General features: G+C 75.5%; 18 protein-coding genes. 6 read left to right on the top strand and 12 right to left on the bottom strand.

The window, feature by feature from the left end; genetic code table 11:
* Positions 1-43: 43 nt before the first annotated feature.
* The 4 genes from ACWD4P_RS09035 to ACWD4P_RS09020 all read right to left on the bottom strand — a co-directional run bounded on the left by ACWD4P_RS09035 (position 44) and on the right by ACWD4P_RS09020 (position 4055).
* Entirely contained in the window at positions 44-1138 is a 1095-nt protein-coding gene (locus ACWD4P_RS09035; protein WP_449779115.1) for a WD40/YVTN/BNR-like repeat-containing protein, read from the bottom strand.
* Positions 1139-1295: 157 nt separating this feature from the next.
* Positions 1296-2756 (bottom strand): dihydrolipoyl dehydrogenase family protein, encoded by a 1461-nt coding sequence (locus ACWD4P_RS09030; protein ID WP_449779114.1) that lies wholly within the window; start codon positions 2754-2756, stop codon positions 1296-1298.
* Positions 2753-3094 carry a hypothetical protein gene (locus ACWD4P_RS09025; protein WP_449779113.1) on the bottom strand — a complete coding sequence of 114 codons (342 nt, stop codon included), beginning with the start codon at positions 3092-3094 and terminating at the stop codon, positions 2753-2755. The genes ACWD4P_RS09030 and ACWD4P_RS09025 overlap by 4 nt, the downstream gene beginning before the upstream one ends.
* A 226-nt stretch (positions 3095-3320) precedes the next feature.
* A complete protein-coding gene (locus ACWD4P_RS09020) occupies positions 3321-4055 on the bottom strand; it encodes an alpha/beta fold hydrolase (RefSeq protein ID WP_449779112.1) in 735 nt (244 codons plus the stop codon).
* 204 nt (positions 4056-4259) lie between these two features.
* Between ACWD4P_RS09020 and ACWD4P_RS09015 the strand changes: the two genes are divergently transcribed.
* Positions 4260-5222: a helix-turn-helix transcriptional regulator gene (locus ACWD4P_RS09015; RefSeq protein WP_449779111.1), complete on the top strand. Its 963-nt coding sequence runs from the start codon at positions 4260-4262 to the stop codon at positions 5220-5222.
* Positions 5223-5367: 145 nt separating this feature from the next.
* Here the strand turns inward: ACWD4P_RS09015 and ACWD4P_RS09010 are convergent, their stop codons facing one another.
* The gene (locus ACWD4P_RS09010; RefSeq protein ID WP_359828724.1) at positions 5368-5757 is read right to left on the bottom strand and encodes a thioredoxin family protein; all 390 of its coding nucleotides are present in this window, start codon (positions 5755-5757) and stop codon (positions 5368-5370) included.
* 210 nt (positions 5758-5967) lie between these two features.
* Here ACWD4P_RS09010 and ACWD4P_RS09005 point away from each other — a divergent pair, with 210 nt between their 5' ends.
* Genes ACWD4P_RS09005 through ACWD4P_RS08995 form a run of 3 tightly spaced genes read left to right on the top strand, consistent with a single transcriptional unit; the run spans position 5968 to position 7937 of the window.
* Positions 5968-6534 (top strand): hypothetical protein, encoded by a 567-nt coding sequence (locus tag ACWD4P_RS09005; RefSeq protein WP_449779110.1) that lies wholly within the window; start codon positions 5968-5970, stop codon positions 6532-6534.
* A gap of 33 nt (positions 6535-6567) precedes the next feature.
* Positions 6568-7152 carry a sigma-70 family RNA polymerase sigma factor gene (locus ACWD4P_RS09000; protein ID WP_449779109.1) on the top strand — a complete coding sequence of 195 codons (585 nt, stop codon included), beginning with the start codon at positions 6568-6570 and terminating at the stop codon, positions 7150-7152.
* Complete coding sequence (locus ACWD4P_RS08995; protein WP_449779108.1) at positions 7149-7937, top strand: anti-sigma factor family protein; 789 nt, start codon at positions 7149-7151, stop codon at positions 7935-7937. Before ACWD4P_RS09000 ends, ACWD4P_RS08995 begins: the two co-directional genes overlap by 4 nt.
* A 22-nt stretch (positions 7938-7959) precedes the next feature.
* On the opposite strand, the gene ACWD4P_RS08990 is transcribed toward ACWD4P_RS08995, so the two are convergent.
* Positions 7960-8493, bottom strand: a complete 534-nt coding sequence (locus tag ACWD4P_RS08990) for a DUF1990 family protein (protein WP_359828717.1) — start codon at positions 8491-8493, stop codon at positions 7960-7962.
* The gene (locus ACWD4P_RS08985; RefSeq protein ID WP_449779107.1) at positions 8490-9347 is read right to left on the bottom strand and encodes a YndJ family protein; all 858 of its coding nucleotides are present in this window, start codon (positions 9345-9347) and stop codon (positions 8490-8492) included. The genes ACWD4P_RS08990 and ACWD4P_RS08985 overlap by 4 nt, the downstream gene beginning before the upstream one ends.
* Positions 9348-9514: 167 nt before the next feature.
* Between ACWD4P_RS08985 and ACWD4P_RS08980 the strand changes: the two genes are divergently transcribed.
* The gene (locus ACWD4P_RS08980) at positions 9515-9784 is read left to right on the top strand and encodes a DUF1876 domain-containing protein (protein ID WP_359828713.1); all 270 of its coding nucleotides are present in this window, start codon (positions 9515-9517) and stop codon (positions 9782-9784) included.
* Between the two features lie 168 nt (positions 9785-9952).
* On the opposite strand, the gene ACWD4P_RS08975 is transcribed toward ACWD4P_RS08980, so the two are convergent.
* From ACWD4P_RS08975 to ACWD4P_RS08955, 5 genes are all read right to left on the bottom strand, one after another.
* Positions 9953-10429: a PPOX class F420-dependent oxidoreductase gene (locus tag ACWD4P_RS08975; protein WP_359827494.1), complete on the bottom strand. Its 477-nt coding sequence runs from the start codon at positions 10427-10429 to the stop codon at positions 9953-9955.
* Positions 10430-11009: 580 nt separating this feature from the next.
* A complete protein-coding gene (locus ACWD4P_RS08970; RefSeq protein WP_449779106.1) occupies positions 11010-11375 on the bottom strand; it encodes a nuclear transport factor 2 family protein in 366 nt (121 codons plus the stop codon).
* 108 nt (positions 11376-11483) lie between these two features.
* Positions 11484-14921 (bottom strand): carboxylic acid reductase, encoded by a 3438-nt coding sequence (car, locus tag ACWD4P_RS08965; protein WP_449779105.1) that lies wholly within the window; start codon positions 14919-14921, stop codon positions 11484-11486.
* On the bottom strand, positions 14918-16114 hold the full coding sequence (locus ACWD4P_RS08960) for a cytochrome P450 (protein ID WP_359827488.1): 1197 nt from the start codon (positions 16112-16114) through the stop codon (positions 14918-14920). Before ACWD4P_RS08960 ends, car begins: the two co-directional genes overlap by 4 nt.
* Before the next feature lie 29 nt (positions 16115-16143).
* Positions 16144-16884 carry an oxidoreductase gene (locus ACWD4P_RS08955; RefSeq protein WP_449779104.1) on the bottom strand — a complete coding sequence of 247 codons (741 nt, stop codon included), beginning with the start codon at positions 16882-16884 and terminating at the stop codon, positions 16144-16146.
* A 371-nt stretch (positions 16885-17255) separates the two neighbouring features.
* Between ACWD4P_RS08955 and ACWD4P_RS08950 the strand changes: the two genes are divergently transcribed.
* Positions 17256-18344: an NADH:flavin oxidoreductase gene (locus tag ACWD4P_RS08950; protein WP_359827484.1), complete on the top strand. Its 1089-nt coding sequence runs from the start codon at positions 17256-17258 to the stop codon at positions 18342-18344.
* Positions 18345-18421: the final 77 nt, after the last annotated feature.

Below are 18421 nucleotides of genomic sequence, written 5' to 3'. Positions count from 1 at the left end.
CGCTGCGCACCGCACCCCGCGCCCCGCGCCCGGCCTTCCCGCCTCAGGCCACCACCGCGGCCCGGAGGCAGAGCACGTCCGGCAGGTGGGAGACCAGCAGTGACCAGCTCTCGCCCTCGTCCCGGCTGCCGTACACGTCGCCGGTCCGGTTGCCGAAGTAGATCCCGGCCGGGTCGGCGTCGTCGGTGCGCAGGGCGTCCCGCAGCACGATGCCGTAGTGGTCCTCGCCCGGCAGGCCCTGGGCGAGCTGCTGCCAGCTGGTGCCGCCGTCGGTGGTGCGGAAGACCCGGCAGCGGCGCCCGGGCGGGATGCGGTCGTCGGCGCCGCCGAGCGGGAAGAGGTAGGCGGTGTCGGCCCGGCGCGGGTGGGCGGCCACGGCGAAGCCGAACTCGGCGGGCAGCCCGTCCACGATCGAGCGCCAGCTGCCGCCCCAGTCGTCGCTGCGGTAGACGCCGCCGTGGTTCTGGAGGTAGAGCCGGTCCGGGTGGACGGGGTCCGGCGCGATCTTGTGCACGCACTGGCCGAACTCGGGGTACTGGCGTTCCTCCGGGAAGAACTCGGCGCGCAGGCCGGTGTTGGAGGGCTGCCAGCTGTCGCCGCCGTCCTTGCTGCGGTAGACGCCGCCGCTGGAGACGGCGACCAGCAGCCGCTGCGGGTCGCGCGGGTCGGTCAGGATGGTGTGCAGGCCCTGGCCGCCGTAGCCGGAGCCCCACTGCGGCCGCTGCGGGTGGTTCCAGAGCGGCTCGACCAGCGCGAAGGTCTCGCCGCCGTCGGTGGAGCGGAACAGCGCGGCCGGCTCGGTGCCCGCGTAGACGACGCCGGGGGCCTCCGGTCCGGCGGGCTGGAGCTGCCAGACCCGGGTGAGCGAGGCGCCGGTGGTCTCGGGGAAGCGGATGGCCGGCCGCGGCGGTTCGAACCAGCTCTCGCCCAGGTCGTCGGAGCGCCAGACCGAGGGCCCCCAGTGGCTGCTGTCGGCGCCGGCCAGCACTCTGGTCCGGCCGTCACGGCGGTCGACGGAGACGGAGTAGATCGCGTTCATCGGGAAGTGCGGCCCGCTGAACTCCCACGCCAGCCGGTCGCGGCTGCGGCCGAGAAAGAGGCCCTTCTCGGTTCCGACGGCCAACAGCACCTCGGTCATGCCTCACACCACCTGATCACGAGCACGGCCCCCCGGGACGGCCCCCGACTGCCAGTGTCCCGCCGTCCACCGGTGGTCACATCTCGCCGCGCCGGTCACCCGGGCAGCCGACGGGCGGCTTCGCCGCTCCCGCCGGCTGCCCGCCGCCCGCCCGGGACTACCCCCGGCAGTCCTCCAGCAGCCGCAGCCAGACCTCGCTGATCGTCGGGTACGAGGGCACCGCGTGCCAGAGCCGGTCGATCGGCACCTCGCCGACCACCGCGACGGTCGCCGAGTGCAGCAGCTCGGCCACCCCGGGGCCGACCAGGCAGGCGCCGACGAGCACTTCGCGGTCCAGGTCGAAGACGACCCGGGCCCGGCCGCGGTAGTCGTCGCCGTAGAGCGAGGCCCCGGCGACGGAGCCGATCTCGTGGTCGACGGTCTTCACCCGCAGCCCGGCCGCCTCGGCGGCCGCCCGGGTCAGGCCGACGGCGGCCACCTCGGGCTGGGTGAACACCACCTGGGGCGCTCCCGCGAGGTCCGCGGACGCGGCGTGCGCGCCCCAGCGCGCGGTGTCCAGCGGGCGCCCCTGGGCGCGGGCGGCGATCGCCGCACCGGTGATCCGGGCCTGGTACTTGCCCTGGTGGGTGAGCAGCGCCCGGTGGTTGACGTCCCCGGCGGCGTAGAGCCACTCCCCGTCCACGCCGAGCACCGTGCAGCTGTCGTCCACCTCCATCCAGTCGCCCGGCTTCAGGCCGACCTGCTCCAGTCCGACGTCGGCGGTGCGCGGGGCCCGGCCGGTCGCGTACAGCACCTCGTCGACGGTCAGCGTCCCGTCGCCGTCCTGGTCGCCCCGGGCCGCGAGGGTGAGGGTCACCGGTCCGGAGCCGTCCGCCCGCTCCAGCGCGGTGACCTCGGTGCCGAAGCGCAGGTCCACCCCGGCGGCCCGCAGGCCCTCCGCGACCAGCTCGCCCGCGAACGGCTCCATCCGCGGCAGCAGCGCGTCCCCGCGTACCAGCAGCACCACCTCGGAGCCGAGCGCCCGCCAGGCGGCCGCCATCTCCACCCCGACCACCCCGCCGCCGACCACCGCCAGCCGCCCGGGGACGGTCTTCGAGGCGGTCGCCTCCCGGTTGGTCCACGGGTGGGCGTCGGTGAGCCCGGGTACGTGCGCGGGCAGGACGGGGCGGCTGCCGGTGCACACGACGACGGCGTGCCGGGCGGTGAGCACCCGCTCGCTGCCGTCCTCGGCCTCCACCGTCACCGTCCGCACCCCGGCCAGCCGGCCGTGGCCGCGCACCAGCTCGATGCCGGTGTCCCGCAGCCACTGCACCTGGCCGTCGTCCTTCCAGTCGGAGGCGAAGGAGTCGCGCCGGGCCAGCACCGCGGCCGGGTCCAGTCGCCGGTCGCCGACCGCCTCCCGGGAGCCCGCCACCGCGCGGGCGTCGGCCAGCGCGGCCACCGGCCGCAGCAGCGCCTTGCTGGGCATGCAGGCCCAGTACGAGCACTCGCCGCCGACCAGCTCGGCCTCCACGATCACGGTGCGCAGCCCGGCGGCGACCGTCCGGTCGGCCACGTTCTCGCCGGTCGGACCGGCTCCCAGGACGATGACGTCGTACTCCTCGGCGGTGCTGGTCATGCCCTGTCCTCCGTGGTCTCGATGGCCGCCCCGGCCCGCCGGGCGGGGGTGGCGGGCGTGTGCTCGCGGATGCGGATGCGGAGCGGCTGGAGCGGCCGGGCGTGCCGGGCCCGGTCGCCGGTCGGGGCGGCCTCGCGGGGGAGCGTGCTGCGGCCGCCTCCGGCTCCGTACCCGAGCCTGGCCCGGACCACCCGTCGCGGCCACTTCGCGTGCTCGCCGCGCGCCTGCGGGGCGAGCGGGGTGAGCGGGGCGCGGGGGCCGGACGGCCCCGGACCGTGGCCCGGCCGGAACTCCGGCACGGTGTCCGGCGGTTCGGTACGGCTGGGCTGCTCGGGCACGGGTCCTCGCTCGTCGCTCGGGTACGGCGTGGGCCCCATCCTGCCCGTCCGCGCGCGGTTGCGCGACGGACGGACACGCGGAGGGCGCCGTCGGGCGAACGGCCGGGCACTGTCGGGACAGGGCCCGGCCGGAGCCGAGGGCATGGAGCCGAGGGCATGGAGCCGAGGGCATGGAGCCGGCGGGCCGACCGGGCCCGCCCGGTGCCCGCGCAGTGCCCGGGTGGGCTCAGAGCGCGGCGAGCTCCGCCAGCAGCGCCGCCGTCTCGGCCGGGCTGGAGAACATCGGCCAGTGCCCGGTGGGCAGTTCGCGCAGCTCCCAGTTCGGCCCGGACATCCCGGCGAAGTACGGGTGACCGGCGGCGATCAGCTCGCGCACCTGGGCGAGCGGGAAGGAGCAGGAGACCAGCGCCTGCGGCAGCGCGGCCCCGGCGCCGGTCAGCCGCAGCGGGTCCCGGAAGGCCCCGGCCGGATGCGGGGTGGCCCGGGCGCGGACGCGTGCCAGGGCGGCCTCGTCCAGGCCCGCCGTGCTGGTGCCCTGCTCGGCCAGGTACTCCCAGGACGGCAGGGGGAGCCGGCCGTCGACCACCGAGGCCTCGGCGGTCTCCCGGTAGCCGGGCTGCCAGAGGTCGCGGACCGCGATGCCGTCGGCGAGCGGACCGCTGTCCAGGTAGACCACCCGGCGGATCCGCTCCGGCATCCGGTCCGCGAGCCCGCCCACCGGGGCGGTGGCGCCGCTGTGCGCGACCAGGACGACGTCCGACAGGTCCTCCCGGACCAGCAGGTCCGTGAGGTCGGCGATGTGCTCCTCCAGGCCGAACTCGCCCTCCTCGGAGGCTCGTTCGGCCACTCCGGGCAGGCTGACGGCGTACACGCGGTGCCCGGCCTCGCGCAGCGGCGCGGCCACCTCGTCCCAGGCCCAGGCGCCGATCCAGAACCCGGGGACCAGTACGAACGTGCTCATGGCGGATCACTCCATTCGTCGGGGGATGGCGGGGGAGGCACACCGGGCCGCGGAGGCCTCGACCGGCCCGCGGGGGGCTCCGCCGCGGTGGGGCCTCCTCCACCGCCGACTCTAGGATCGGATCAGGACAGAAGTCGCCCGGATTTCCTCCGCCCCGCCGCCGGGCATCCCGTAGGGCGGCGTGGAGACGGAAAGGAGTACGCGGTGGAACACCCGGTCAGCCGCGTCCTCGCCCTGCTGGAACTGCTCCAGGACCGCCCCGGCCTGACCGGCGCCGAACTGGCCGCCCGGCTCGACGTGGACGAGCGCACCGTCCGCCGCTACGTCGCCCGGCTGGCCGACCTCGGCATCCCCGTCCAGGCCGACCGCGGCCGTTACGGGGGCTACCGGCTGCGCCCCGGTTACCGGCTGCCGCCGCTGATGCTCAACCCGGACGAGGCGGCCTCCGTCGTGCTCGGCCTGCTGGCCGGTCGCAGCTCCGGCCTGTCGGTGGGGGAGGGGGCGACCGAGACCGCCCTCGCCAAGATCCAGCGGGTGCTGCCGCCGCCGCTGCGGGACCGGGTCTCCGCCGTCGAGCAGACCCTCGGCCTCACCGCCGTCCCCGCCGCCGGCCCCGGCCCGGCCGCCGCCGCGCTGTTCACCCTGGCCGAGGCCGCCCGCCGGCGGCGCCGGGTGCGGCTCGCCTACCGGGACCGCGAGGACCGGCCCAGCGAGCGCGAGTTCGACCCGTACGGGCTGGTCTTCCACTCCGGGCGCTGGTACACCACCGGGCTCGACCACCGCAGCGGCGAGTCGCGCACCTTCCGGCTGGACCGGATCACCCGGGTCGAGCAGGGCCAGGTGGGCTTCGAGCCGCCGGAGGACTTCGATCCGGTCCAGCGGGTGGTGGAGTCCCTGGCCGGGGCGCCCTGGCGGCACCGGGTGGAGGTGGAGCTGGAGACCACGCTCGCCGAGGCCCGCCGCCGGCTGCCGCCCGCCGCCGGGACGCTCACCGCCCTCGCCGGGGACCGGGTGCTGCTGCGGGCCCGGGCGCAGAACCTCGACGGCGTCGCGGTGCTGCTGGCCGGTCTCGGGTGGCCGTTCACCGTCCGGGAGCCCGCCGCCCTGCGCGCCGAGGTGCGGGCGCTCGCGGCCAGGCTCGCCGCCTGGGGCGCCGAACCGGAGTGACGGCGGGCGCAGCGGGTGCCGGAGGCGGGCGCGGTGCCGGGCCCGGGGGTGCGCCCGGCGGGCGGCAGGTGGCGGGCCGCGGGCACGGCGAGGGCCCGGGGAGACGGTGCTCCCCGGGCCCTCGGGCGCCGGTACCGGGCCGGGATCAGGCCTGGCCGCCGGCCGCCTTCTCCTCGGCGACCTTGCGCTTCACCTCGGTCATGTCCAGGTTGCGGGCCTGGCCGATCAGGTCCTCGAACACCGCCTCCGGCAGCGCTCCGGGCTGCGAGAAGACGACCACGCCCTCGCGGATGATCGCCAGTGTGGGGATCGACCGGATGTCGAACGCGGCGGCCAGCTCCTGCTGGGCCTCCGTGTCCACCTTGGTGAAGACCAGGTCCGGGTGGCGCTCGGCCGCCTTCTCGTACACCGGGGCGAACTGGCGGCACGGCCCGCACCACCCGGCCCAGAAGTCGATGAAGACGAAGTCCTTGCCCTCCGGGCCCGGGACGATGTCGTCGAAGTTCTCCTTGGTCAGCTCGACCGTGCTGCTCATCTCGTGATTCCTTCCCTTCCGGAGGTGGCGGTTCAGGCCATGTGCCCGCCACAACGGTCCCGGTCGGCGGGGTATTCCGAGGTGGTTCCCGGGGCGTTTCCCGAGGTGGTCCCGGTTCTTCCCGGTGCCCCGGTTGAGCAGCAGGCGGTCCCCGCACGTACTGCGGGGTGTCCGGTCCGTCCCGACCCCTTCCCCCGCGGGAGGCACCCCATGCGCAGCACACGCCGCACACACCGCACCCGCCGGACCGTCGCGCTGACCGCGTCCGGCGTCGCGGCGGCCGCCCTGATCGCCGGCTGCGGCGCGTCGGGCGGTTCGTCGCACCCGTCGAGCGGTCCGAGCGCCCCGGCGGGCGTCACCATGCAGACCGCCCAGGACCCCAAGCTGGGCACCATCGTCACCGACAGCGCCGGGTTCACGCTGTACCGCTTCGACCAGGACCGGAACAGTCCGCCCGAGTCCTACTGCAACGGCGGCTGCGCCACCGTCTGGCCGCCCGAGCATGCCGACGGCAACGTCACGGTGAAGGGCATCGACAGCAAGCTGGTCGGCACCGTCACCCGCGACGACGGCACCAAGCAGGTCACCCTGAACGGCTGGCCGGCCTACCGCTACTCGCCGGACGCCAAGCCCGGCGACACCAAGGGCCAGGGCGTCGGCGGCACCTGGTTCGCGCTGACCCCGACCGGCGGCAAGGCCGGCGTCGCGGCCGGCTCCACCCCGATGCCCGGCACCCCGATGCCCGGCACCCCGATGCCCGGCACCCCGGGCTACTGACCGGTTCCGACCGTCCTCGACCGGGAGGCCCGGGTGCGCGACGATGAAGTGGTGACCGAGGAGCACCCCGTCGGCCGCGCCGGTGGTCGCGCCGGCGGCCGCGGCACGGGGGCGGCGGACGAGGAACTGATGCGCGCCCTGTACCGGGAGCACGCCGGCCCGCTGTTCGGGTTCGTGCTCCACCTGGTCGCCGGGGACCGGCAGCGGGCCGAGGACGTCGTGCAGGAGACGCTGGTCCGGGCCTGGCGCAACATCCACCGGCTCGACCCGGAGGCCGGCTCGCTGCGGCCCTGGCTGGTCACGGTCGCCCGGCGGATCGTGATCGACGGCCACCGCGGCGCCCTGGCCCGGCCCCGGGAGGTGGACGCCTCGGCGCTGGAGCAGCTGCCCGCCGAGGACGAGACCGACCGGGCGCTGCGGATGATGACGGTCGCGGACGCGCTCGGCGACCTCTCGCCCACGCACCGGGAGATCATCGTCGAGACCTACCTGAAGGGCCGTACGGCCAAGGAGGCGGCCGCCGTCCTCGGCATCCCGGCCGGGACGGTCCGCTCGCGGGTGTTCTACGCGCTGCGCGCGCTCAGGATCGCACTGGAGGAACGGGGAGTGACATCGTGACCAGGCACCCCGACCCCGACCGGACGCCAGACCCCGACCGGATGCCCGGCTCCGACCGGCCCCCCGGCCTGCCCCGCGACGCCTCCACCGGCCCGGCGCACACCGACGTCGGCGCGTACGTCCTCGGCCTGCTGGAACCCGCCGAGCGCGCCGCCTTCGAGCGGCACCTCGCCGACTGCCCGCAGTGCGCCGAGCAGGTGGCCGAACTGGGCCCCGTGGAGCCGCTGTTGGCCGAGTACGCGGCCACCGCGCGGGCGGCCGGAACGGACCCGGCCGGTCCCGCCCCGCAGCCGGATCCGCGGCTGCTGGACCGGCTGGTCGCCGAGGTCGCCACCACCCGGCGGCGGGGCCGGGTCCGGCGGCTGGTGCTGGCCCTGGCCGCGACCGCGATGGTGGCGGCCGGCCCCGCCGTCACCGCCGCGGTGCTCACCGCCGACCACGTGCCCGCCGTGGTAGCGGCGGCCGAGCAGTTCAGCGCCACCGACCCGAGCACCGGCGCGCACGCCACCGTCGGCCTGGACGGCACCACCTGGGGCACCCGGGTCGGCCTGCAACTCTCCGGTGTCCACGGCCCGTTGACCTGCAGTCTGGTCGCCGTCTCGCGCACCGGCGAGCAGCAGACCGTCACCACCTGGTCCGTCCCGGCGGGCGGCTACGGACGTGCGGACGGCACGGTGCGCACCACCGGCGGCACGGCGTTCCAGCCGGGCGACATCGACCACTTCGAGGTCAGGGTGCAGAGCGGCGGCGCCCTCCTGGTCGTGGTCCCGGCGCACCACGGCTGAGGGTCCCGGTGGACCGGGTGCGTCACGGGCGGGCGTCGGTCAGTCGGCCGGCCTGTGCCGCGATCCGGGTCAGGACGCGTCCGCAGTGGCGGGCGAAGGCGCGTTGGGCGAGGGGCAGCAGGGGACCGGCGAGGCGGGCGTACCAGGCGACGGGGCGACTGAAGGCGGTGACGGAGAACCGGACCGCGCCGTCCGGGGCGAGTTCGACCAGGAAGGTCTCCTCGCCCCGGGCGAGGTGCCCGGCCCTGGTGCCGTAGGTGAAGCCGTACCGGTCCGGGCCGTCGACCGCGGCCAGGACCCGGTTGGGGGCGCCGGCCCGCAGCGGGCCGAGGCCGATGGCGCAGCGCACGGCGACACCGGGGGCGGCCCGGTCGGCCGTGGCGTCGATCCGGACGCCGGCGAGCCGGTGCATCCGCCAGTCGAGCAGGGCGGCGCCGGCGGCCTCCAGCGCGGGGCGGCCGTGGCCGATGAGCGCGCTGTGCCGCAGGTGGTTGTAGCCGGCGGGCAGTTCGCCGGTGCGGCTGGCGCCCTGCTCGGGGTAGCTGTAGTCGTTCATCGGGCGGTCCTTCCCGGGCCGGTTCGGTCCGCGGCGATCCGGCGCCAGGCGAGCAGGGCGCAGAGCGCGAAGCCGAGTGCGTTGCCGACGCCGTGGGTGGCGGCCATCCAGGTCAGGGTGGGGTGGGGGAGTCCGGCGGCCCGGCCGAGCGCCCACCACAGGGCGAGCAGCATGGTGAGCGCGAGGACGGCCGAGGAGACGGCGAGCAGCCGGGCGGTGGCGGGGTCGGTGCCGCGGGGGCGCAGTTCGCGCCAGGTGACCAGGCCGACCAGCCACATGCCGGTGGTGAGGACGGCGGCTCCGGCGAACTGCCACCAGTCGCCGAGGAAGTACCCGGCCAGGACGAGCAGGGTGCCGGCCGGGACGCTGAGCGCGGCGCAGCGGGCCGCGGCCGAGCCCGGGCGGGCGGTGCGGCAGACCAGTCCGGCGACCAGGGCGGCGGCGAACCCGGCGTAGTGGAAGTGCGGGACGGTGAGGGCCAGGATGTGCGGTTCGAAGCCGAACAGCGGGTAGCCGGAGCGCTCGGCGACGAGTGCGGTGCCGGCCACCGAGGGCGCGGCGAGTGCGGTGAGCACCGCGACCTCGGCGGGTGCGAGGGAGCGGGTGCGGGCCAGTCGCAGCGGTGCGTGCAGGGCGACGGCCAGGGTGCCGAGTGCGTAGAGCGCCGCGCAGCCGGTGGCGAGGCCGCCGCGCGGCAGCCAGAGCGAGAGCGCGCCGGGTACCGCGGCGAGCGGCCAGAGCCGGCGGACCCGGGCCAGGCCGGGTTCGCCGACCAGCGCGAGGCCGAGCGGGACGACGGCGCCCATGCCGAGCAGGATCAGTAGGTCGACCAGTTCCGTGGTGCCCTTCCCCATGGTGGGCACACCCCCCTTGAACGCGTTCAAATGCTTTCGCCGCCGACTCTACGCGGCCGTGTTGAACGCGTTCAACTTGCCCTCGGGGTCGTGCCCGGCCCGGCCGGCCTGGTGTTCACGGTGGGTGCGGCGCACTCTGGAGGGGTAACCGATGGAGGTGATCCGCCATGCAGACTCTGGTCGGTTGGCACATCGAGATGGAGTTCCGCGAAGAGGGGGCGCGGACCAGCGCCGCCGCGCTGCTGAGGCTCGGCGACGGGAGTGAACTGCGCGCCCACGGCTACAGCAGCCGTCACCCCTCGGACCCGGAACAGCTGAGGGTCGGCGAGGAGATCGCGGGCGCGCGGGCGCTCAACGAGCTCGCCTCGCAGCTGCTCACCAAGGCCCACGGCGAGATCCAGGAGGTCAGCCCGGTCCCGACCCACCCCCTGGCCTGACGGGCCCCCGCGGCCTGCCGTCGGCCCCGCGACCGGCTGCCCGCCGCCGTGAGCGGCCCCGGGCGCGCCGGGCGCCGGGGCCGCCTCCGGGGCCCCGGCGCTCGGCCGGCGGTGCTCGGCCGGTGGTGCTCGGCCGACGGCGCCGGCTCAACCGGCGCGGCCGGTAGGTCAGTTGACGCAGTACCCGGCCGGCGGCAGCCACTCCGGACCGACCAGCCGCTGTTCCGGCTCGTTCAGCGTGATCCGGATCCCCACCGTCCCGGCCAGCCCGACCCTGAACCGGCTGCGGGCCAGCGCGATCAGTGCCGTCAGGCCGTACTTGTTGATCAGTGAGGTGCGGTAGCGCGCGGTGTCGTCCGCGTCGCAGAGCCGTGCCCGGGCCGGGACCTGGCGGCCGGTGGGGCGCCCGTGGGCGTCGCACGGGCCGATCAGCACCCGGGGCCGGCGGCGGATCCGTTCGGCCTCGCCGGAGTGGGCCGGGGCCCAGACTCCGAGGGCCGGGCCGTCCGGCACCACCCAGAGCGGTGACTCCAGTCGGCTGCCGTCCTCGTCGAAGGTGGTGAGCAGGAGGTACCTGCTGTCGGCGAGCCGGTCGGTCGGGTCGGTCCGTCGGGCCCGGTGGGTCCGGTCCGTTCGGTGGTGCACCTGTCCTCCCTGTGCCGTCGGGGGGCGGGTCGGTGCCCGTGGCCCTCGGTGGTCTCGCGGAACTCCTCGGCGGTGGGCTCGGGGATCCGGCCGTTGTCGCCGTGGAACCCGCGGGAGAGCCGGGTTCGGGTGCGGGTGAGCACCCCCGCCGGGCGGGCCACTTCATTCTCGTCCACCGGGGCGGGCGGTTCGAGGGGAGCGGGGCTGTTCGTGCGCCGGCGAGCCGGCGCGGTCCGTACGCCCGGATCGGGCCGACGGCCGCGATCGCCGCCACCCGTGGGGCGGCATCCGGGGCGGGGACGCCCCGAGCGGGACGTACGAGTCGTCGTGGACCGCCTCGCCCGGGCCGGACCGGCACGGCGGATTCGGCCGGACACGTTCGCGGGAGGGCCGTCCGGCGCGCGGCGCCCGGGAGGGGCGGTGCGGCCGGGACAGGCGGAGGCCGCCCCCGGAGCGCCGGGGGCGGCCAGGGGCGGTACGAGGGCGCCGGTGGCGGTGCGCCCCCGGGCCGCTCAAGGCGCGCCCTAGGGCGTGTCTGACAATTGGCGTCGCACGCCCGGCGGGAATTGTCAGACACGCCCTAGTAGAGGAACTCCTCGATCTCGGCGATCAGCCCGCCCTCGAACCGGAAGTAGACGGTGGCGTGGACCCGGCTGTCGGTGCCGTCCGGTGCCACCAGGTGCAGGACGTGCTGCTGGAGCACCTCGCCGGGCCGGTGGAACCGGCGCACGACCTCGAACCGCAGCGAGTCGACGCCGTCGAGGAACGCGGTGATCTGTTCCAGCCGGGCGTCGATCGTCCGGGTGCCCTCGCCGTCGTTCTGCCACACCGTGGCGCCGGGGGTGTGCAGGGCGCGGAAGCCGGCGAGGTCGCGCGACTCCATCAGTCGCAGCCCCGAGGTCAGGACCGCGTCGATCTCCCGCTCCGTGCCGGGATCCTGTGCCATGGGTTCTCCGTTCGACGGGAACGGCGGTCCGTGGACCGCCGGTTGACGGTGCGTCGATGCAGTCGGCGCAGTCGGTGCAGTCAGGCTACGTCGGCCCCTGGGGCCGCGTCAGGGGCGTGCGTCCAGCAATCCGAGGCCGCGCAGGTCGGTGACGTACTTGGTGACGAGGCCGGGCGACAGCCGCGGCACGTCCCGGTCCGGCCCGATCCCGGCCGCCCGCACCGCGGCCCGGAACCGCGGCGCCGGGGCGGGGCGGTCGCCGCCGGGCCGCTCGAACGCGTGCAGCAGGGGCAGCAGCGAGTGGGTACGCTGCCGTTCCGGCAGGGCCCGGACCGCGGTCGTGAAGCGGGCGAACCAGTCGTCGTAGTCGTCGATGCGCCGGATCGGGTGGCCCTCCTCGACGAGCCGGTCCACGAAGGCGTCCAGCGAGGCGCCGTCGGGGTGCGGGTTCCAGGCGTTGAAGGTGCGGTGGGTGCGGTGGCCGTCCGGGCCCGGGGCGCCCAGCGCGGTGACCGCCTCGGCGAGGAAGTCGACCGGGAGGCCCTCGTGGGGCACCGGCACGCCGTCCGGGTGGAAGGACCGGGGGGCGATCCCGGTGGCCACCAGGCTGAGGACCAGCCGGGTGAACACGTCCGGCACGTTCAGCTGTCCGGGGTAGCTGCCGTGCGCGAGGATCATGCCCGACCGGAACGTGCTGACCGGGAGGCCGTACCGTTCGGCGGCCTCCCGCAGCAGCACCTCGCCGGCCCACTTGCCGGCGGCGTACCCGTCGGCGTAGCCGCGGCCGAGGCGGCGGTGCGGGATCGTCTCCCGGACGTCGGCGTCCTCGTCGAGCACGTCCGGCCCGGCCGTGCCGCGCACCGCCACCGTGGACAGGTAGGTGAAGGGCTTGAGCCGCTCGGTGAGCGCCAGCCGGACGAGTTCGGCGGTCCCGGCGACGTTGGGTCCGAACAGCTCCGCGTAGGGCAGCACGTGGTTGACCAGCGCGGCCGGGTGGACGATCCGGTCCACCGACCCGGCCAGCCCGTTCCACACCGCCCGGTCCAGGCCCAGGCGCGGCTCGGCGAGGTCCCCGGCGAGGACGGTCAGCGTGCCCGGAGCCAGCTCCCGGTACAGCCGGGACGCCTCGCCCCCGGGGCCGAAGGCCCGGTCGAGCCGGTCGGCCGCGTCCGCCGGTGTCCGGCCCCGGACCAGGCAGACCAGCCGTCCGCCGGACGGGGCCAGCCGGCGGAGCCACTCCAGGCAGAGGAAGCGGCCGAGGAACCCGTTGGCGCCGGTGAGCAGGACGGTCCGCGGGGACTCCGCGGGGCCCGGCAGGCCCGGCGCGGCGGCCAGCGTCGAGGCGTCGACGAACCGGTCGGGGGTGAGGTCGCGGGCCCGGACCTCGGTCGCGCCCGGGCCGTGCACGGAGGCGGACGTGGGCCTGGCCTCCGGGGCGGTGCGCCGGGCCTCGACGTACGCGGCGACGCCCGCCAGGTCGGTGGTCGGGCCGATGACGACGCCGACCGGCACCTCGACGTCCAGGACCTCCTTCAGGAGGGTGGTGAAGGACAGCGCGGAGAGCGAGTCGCCGCCGAGGTCGGTGAAGCGCGCGCTGCCGTCCACTCCGGTGTCGGCCCGGCCCAGGACGGCGCGCACGGCCCGCGCCACGGTCTCCTCGACCGGCCGGTCGGCGCCGGTCCGGCGCAGTTCCCGCAGCTGCCGGCCCTGTTCGTCGGCGAGTTCGGCGTAGCGCCGTTCCAGTGCCTCGCCGTAGCGCTCCAGGAGCTTGGGGCGCAGCAGTTTGTGGCTGTCGGAGAGCAGGCCGTTGGCCGGGCTGAAGGGCTCGGTCTCCACCAGGAAGTCCCGGGGCACCTCGTACGGGTTGAGGCCGCTCTCGCCCGCCGTGCGCCGCAGCTCCCGGTCGACCAGCCGCTTGAGTTCGCGCGGATCTCCCGCGGTGCGGGCGATCGCGTCCGCGGTGGGCACCACCACGGCGAGCAGGTGGGAGCGCTCGCTGCTGCCGTACACGAACACCTGCCGGATCAGCGGACTGCCGAGGAAGACGCCCTCCAGCCGGGAGACGGTGACGAACTCGCCCTGGGACAGCTTGAGCACGTCCTTGGTGCGGCCGACGTACACCAGCCGGTCCGGGCCGACCTCGGCCATGATGTCGCCGGTGCGGTAGTAGCCGTCCTCGTCGAAGACGGCCGCGGTGAGTTCGGGCCGGCGGTAGTACCCGGGGATGGCGGCGCTCGTCCTGAGCAGCAACTCGCCGCGCGGGTGCGGCAGGTCGGTGGTGAAGCAGCCCAGCTCCGGGACGTCGGCCAGCTTGTAGTCGAGGACGGGCGGGCGCTGCACCACGGTGTCGAGCAGGACCCCGCCGGCCTCGGTCGAGCCGTACCCGGTGTACAGGTGCAGCCCCAGGCAGGATTCGACGAACTCCGCGACCTCGGCGGACAGCGGCGCCGTCCCGCAGAAGGCCTTCGCCACCCGACCGCCCAGGACGGTCTCCCGCAGGTGGGCCTTCACGGCCGCGTCGACGTCGCCGTCCTCGCCGGCCCGCCGGTCGAGCTCGCTCCGGTACTGCTGGAAGAGCATGTCGCAGATCCGGGGCACCATGGTCAGCTCGGTCGGGCGGACCAGCGCGATGTCCTCGAACAGGCAGGACAGGTCGCTCCTGGCGGTGAAACAGCCCAGCCCGCCCCGGGCGAGCGTGCCCAGCACCGACATCCGGCCGGCCTGGTGGCTCTGCGGCATGTAGTGGACGACGACCGACGGCACGTCGGCGGGCCCGTAGACGAACCCCCACCAGGCGTTGCGGGCCAGCCGCTGCGGGTACATCGCCCCCTTCGGGGCGCCGGTGCTGCCGGAGGTGTAGAGGAGCAGGGCCAGCGGATCCTCGCCCGGGGCGGGCACGTGCAGCGGGGGCTCGGGCAGCAGGGCGCCGCGCCCGACCGCCGCGGTGAGCGTGTCGAGCACGGCGGTGCCGCCGGCCTCGGCCAGCCGCCGGGCCGCGGCCTCCACGGCCGCGCGCTCGTCGGGGGCCCCGGGGCGGTGGTCGAACACCAGGAGGTGGCGGACCGACGGCTGCCCGAGCACCGCGGCGACGGCGGTCTCCAGCCGTTCGACGCTGGTGGCGAGGACCCGGGGCTCGGTCTCCGCGACGATCGGTGCCAGCTGGGAGAGCGGCGCGCTGGCGTGCAGCGGCACGGAGACCAGGCCCAGGTGGACGCCGGCGAGGTCGACGGTCGCGTAGTCGGTGCTGCTGAAGCCGAGGACGCAGATCCGGTCGCCGGGGGCCAGCCGGTACCGGGGCTCGTGCGCCCACGCGCCGGCGAGCGCCCGCACCCGGGCCCACAGCTCCCGGTAGCTGACGGTCTCGTACCTCGGCAGCAGCCGCCCCGTCGCGCCGTCGCGGGCGCGTTCGCCCAGGGCGGGCCGGTCCCCGTAGGCCGCCATGACGGTCGCCATGATCTCGGCCGGGCCGGTGCCCGGATCGGCGAGCGCGGCCCGGACGGCCTCCGACTGCCCCGTCGTGCCGGGCCCGGTCGTGGCGGGGCTCACCAGGCGACCGGCAGGGCTTCCGCCCCGCGGATCAGGCGCTCGGTGCGCCAGCTGATCCGCTCGGACGGGACGGCCAGATGCAGCCCCGGCAGCCGGCGGACCAGCGAGTCGAGCACGGTGCGCAGCTCCATCCTGGCGAGCTGCGCGCCGAGGCAGTGGTGCACGCCGTGTCCGAAGGTGACGTGCGGGGCCGCGTCGCGGTGGAAGTCGATCACCTCGGGCCGCTCGAAGACCTCCGGGTCCCGGTTGGCCAGCCCGAGTTCGGCGACCACCGCCTCGCCCTTGCGGATGGTCTGCCCGCTGAGCTCGATGTCCTCCAGGGCGATCCGGGTGAACCCGGCGGTGGCGCTGATCGGGACGATCCGGGAGAGTTCCTCCACCGCGTCGGGGATCAGTCCGGGATCGGCGACCAGCGACCGCCACAGCTCCGGGCGGGTCAACAGGGTGTAGACGAAGTTGCCGATCTGGTTGGCGGTGGCCTCCTGGCCGGCGGACAGCAGGCTGACCCCGAGGCCGACCAGCTCCTCCTCGGTGAGCGAGTTCTCCTCGCCCTCGACGGAGGCCAGTTCGCCGAGCAGGTCGGAGGTGGGGTGCACCCGCCGTTCGCCGACCAGGCCCGCCAGGTAGTCGTTGAGGTGCCCGCGGTCGCGCGCGGACAGCTCGGGGTCGGAGAGCGTCAGCAGGCCGTCGACCCAGGAGTTGAAGCGGTCGCGGTCGGCGACCGGCACCCCGAGCAGTTCGCAGATCATGGTGACCGGGAGCGGCCAGGTCAGGGCGGTGGTGAGGTCGGCCGGCGAGCCCGAGGCGATCATCGCGTCCAGCAGGTCGTCCACGATCTCCTGGGCACGCGGCCGCATGGCCTCGACCCGGCGCAGCGTGAACGGGTTGGCCACCCGGCGCCGCAGCCGGGTGTGCTGGGGCGGGTCCATGCTCAGCATCGAGGTGCGGGGCAGGCCGGCCGAGACCGTGCGGGGCACGTGGTCGCCCACTGCCTGCGCGCGGCTGAACCGGGGGTCGGCCAGCACGGCGCGGACGTCGGCGTAGCGGGTGACGAGCCAGCCGTCCCCGCCGAAGGGCAGCCGGACCCTCAGTACGGGCTGCTCGCCGCAGACGGCGGCCAGCTCCGGGTCGATGTCGAGCCGGTGCGTCGGGCCGAACGGATAGGCCCGGGGCCCGTCGTCCGTCGCGGTCATGATGTCTGTCCTTCCGGTCCCGGGGGCGGTCACAGTGCCGCGATCCGCCCGCCGTCGATGACGAGGTTGCTGCCGGTGATCCAGGAGGCGCGCGGGGACACCAGGAACCCGACGGCCTCGGCGATGTCCTCGGTGCGTCCGATCCGGCCGAGCGGGATCCCCTCGGCCCAGTCCGCGGTGTCCGCACCGAGCCCGAGGTAGTCGGCGATCCCGTCCCGGGCCTCGTCCGCGCCCGGCGTCATGACGTTGCCGGGGGAAAGCGCGACGACCCGGATGCCGTCCGGTGCAAGCTCGGTCGCGAGCCCCTTGTGGTAGACCTCCAGGGCGGCTTTCGCGGCGGCGTAGTGCAGGATCACCGGATAGGACGAGACGGTGGCGATCGAGGACATGTGGACGATGACGCCACCGCCCCCCGAACGCATCACGGGGACGAGTGCGGAATTGAGCCGGACGGCGGAGAGGAAATTGATGTCAACGGTGTACTGCCAGTCCTTCTCGATGTCCAGGGCGCTCTGGAAGGTGCGGCAGCCGCCGGCGTTGTTGACCACGATGTCCACGCCGCCGAGGATTTCCAGCGCGGTGTCGGCGAATGCGCCGACACCGGCCGCCGTGCTGAGGTCGGAGGGCACGAAGGCGGCCTCGGCCGGCGTGTCCGCGGTCGGGTTTCGCGCGGTGACGACGACCGTGGCGCCGCTCTCCAGGAGCTTCCGGGCGATGCCGGCGCCGATGCCGCGGCTCCCACCGGTCACCACCGCTCGCTTTCCCGCCAATTCCCGTTCCATTCCGGTCCCGTCGCCTTTCCCTCGTCGGAAACCTGTCCGCGACGCTTTCGGTGACGGGTGCGCATGGTCCGGTGTCGATTCGAAAGGGCGGCGCGGAACCACTGCGGACCACTATCCGCGACCGCCTTCCGCACGGTCAAGAAGATTGTGTCGATGCAGTGCATCGCCTGATGCGCTGCACGGGAGTCCGGGGTGGCGGGCGGGGGAAGTGGCGCTGGACGCCGGGAACGGCGGTGCCGAATAATTGCCGATTGCCGACGCGCGGGCTCCGGTATTCGGCGGGAGGAAACGTCGCCGTGCCGCGGCGAAATATCGCCCGGGGTGTTCGGCCCGGAATGCAGACGAACTCGGGAGGAACAATGGCGCGTTTGGGAGAGCCGTTCACCGTGGGCGGCCTGACGGTCCCGAACCGGATCGTGATGGCGCCGATGACCAGGATGAAGTCCCCCGGAGGGGTGCCGGGCCCGGACGTCGCCGAGTACTACGCCCGCCGTGCGGCGCACCGGGTGGGGCTGATCGTCACGGAGGGCACCTACATCGGCCGCGACGCCGCGGCGGCCTACGACGGGGTGCCCCACTTCCACGGCGACCGGGCCCTGGCGGGCTGGTCCCGGGTGGTGGACGCGGTCCACGCGGCCGGCGGCCGGATCATCCCGCAACTGTGGCACACCGGGGTGCAGCGCCCGGGCGCCGAGGCGACCGCCGAGGGGCCCTCCGGGATCGGGCTGGACGGCGGCCCTGTCGGGCGGGCGATGAGCCAGCAGGACATCGACGACACCGTGGCCGCCTTCGCGCGCGCCGCCGCGGACGCCGAGCGGCTCGGGTTCGACGGGGTCGAACTGCACGGGGCCCACGGCTACCTGATCGACGACTTCCTGTGGCGGGGCACCAACCGTCGCACCGACCGCTACGGCGGCGACCCCGCCTCCCGGGCGCGGTTCGCGGCCGAGATCGTCCAGGCCGTCCGGGCGGCGGTCGGGCCGGGCTTCCCGGTCTTCTTCCGGCTCTCCCAGTGGAAGGTCGACCGCTACGACGCCCGCATCGCGGAGAGCCCCGACGAACTGGAGCAGCTGCTGGCCCCGTTGGCGGACGCGGGGGTGGACGCCTTCCACGCCTCCACCCGCCGCTACTGGCTGCCCGAGTTCGAGGGCAGCGCCCTGAACCTGGCCGGCTGGGCGCGCGAGCTCACCGGCAAGGCCGCCGTGACGGTCGGCTCGGTCGGGCTGGACCGCCAGTACGGCGAGGGCGAGTTCGTCGACGGCTTCACCCGGCCGGCCGGGCTCACCGGCATCGAGGGGCTGGTGGAGCGGCTGGACCGCGACGAGTTCGACCTGGTCGCGGTCGGCCGGCCGCTGCTGGCCAACCCCGACTGGGCGGAGCGTGCCCTCGGCGGCGACCTGGCCGGGGCCGCCCCCTACGACCCGTCGGTGCTCGCGACGCTCGTCTAGGGGGCAGGACGGCCGGGGCGCGTCTCCACGGGACGCGCCCCGGCCGTCTTCCCCGGGGGAAGGCCGGTGGGCGGGGC

It is taken from the genome of Kitasatospora sp. NPDC002543, assembly GCF_053594915.1.
Note: the sequence above shows the minus strand (reverse complement) of the source record. Positions and strands in the feature narration are given on the sequence as shown.

Bases quoted from the DNA above. Each gene is read 5' to 3' on its own strand.
- ACWD4P_RS09035 (WP_449779115.1), bottom strand. From the start codon at position 1,138: ATGACCGAGGTGCTGTTGGCCGTCGGAACCGAGAAGGGCCTCTTTCTC.
- ACWD4P_RS09030 (WP_449779114.1), bottom strand. From the start codon at position 2,756: ATGACCAGCACCGCCGAGGAGTACGACGTCATCGTCCTGGGAGCCGGT.
- ACWD4P_RS09020 (WP_449779112.1), bottom strand. From the start codon at position 4,055: ATGAGCACGTTCGTACTGGTCCCCGGGTTCTGGATCGGCGCCTGGGCC.
- ACWD4P_RS09010 (WP_359828724.1), bottom strand. From the start codon at position 5,757: ATGAGCAGCACGGTCGAGCTGACCAAGGAGAACTTCGACGACATCGTC.
- ACWD4P_RS09005 (WP_449779110.1), top strand. From the start codon at position 5,968: ATGCGCAGCACACGCCGCACACACCGCACCCGCCGGACCGTCGCGCTG.
- ACWD4P_RS08990 (WP_359828717.1), bottom strand. From the start codon at position 8,493: ATGAACGACTACAGCTACCCCGAGCAGGGCGCCAGCCGCACCGGCGAA.
- ACWD4P_RS08985 (WP_449779107.1), bottom strand. From the start codon at position 9,347: ATGGGGAAGGGCACCACGGAACTGGTCGACCTACTGATCCTGCTCGGC.
- ACWD4P_RS08980 (WP_359828713.1), top strand. From the start codon at position 9,515: ATGCAGACTCTGGTCGGTTGGCACATCGAGATGGAGTTCCGCGAAGAG.
- ACWD4P_RS08970 (WP_449779106.1), bottom strand. From the start codon at position 11,375: ATGGCACAGGATCCCGGCACGGAGCGGGAGATCGACGCGGTCCTGACC.
- ACWD4P_RS08960 (WP_359827488.1), bottom strand. From the start codon at position 16,114: ATGACCGCGACGGACGACGGGCCCCGGGCCTATCCGTTCGGCCCGACG.
- ACWD4P_RS08950 (WP_359827484.1), top strand. From the start codon at position 17,256: ATGGCGCGTTTGGGAGAGCCGTTCACCGTGGGCGGCCTGACGGTCCCG.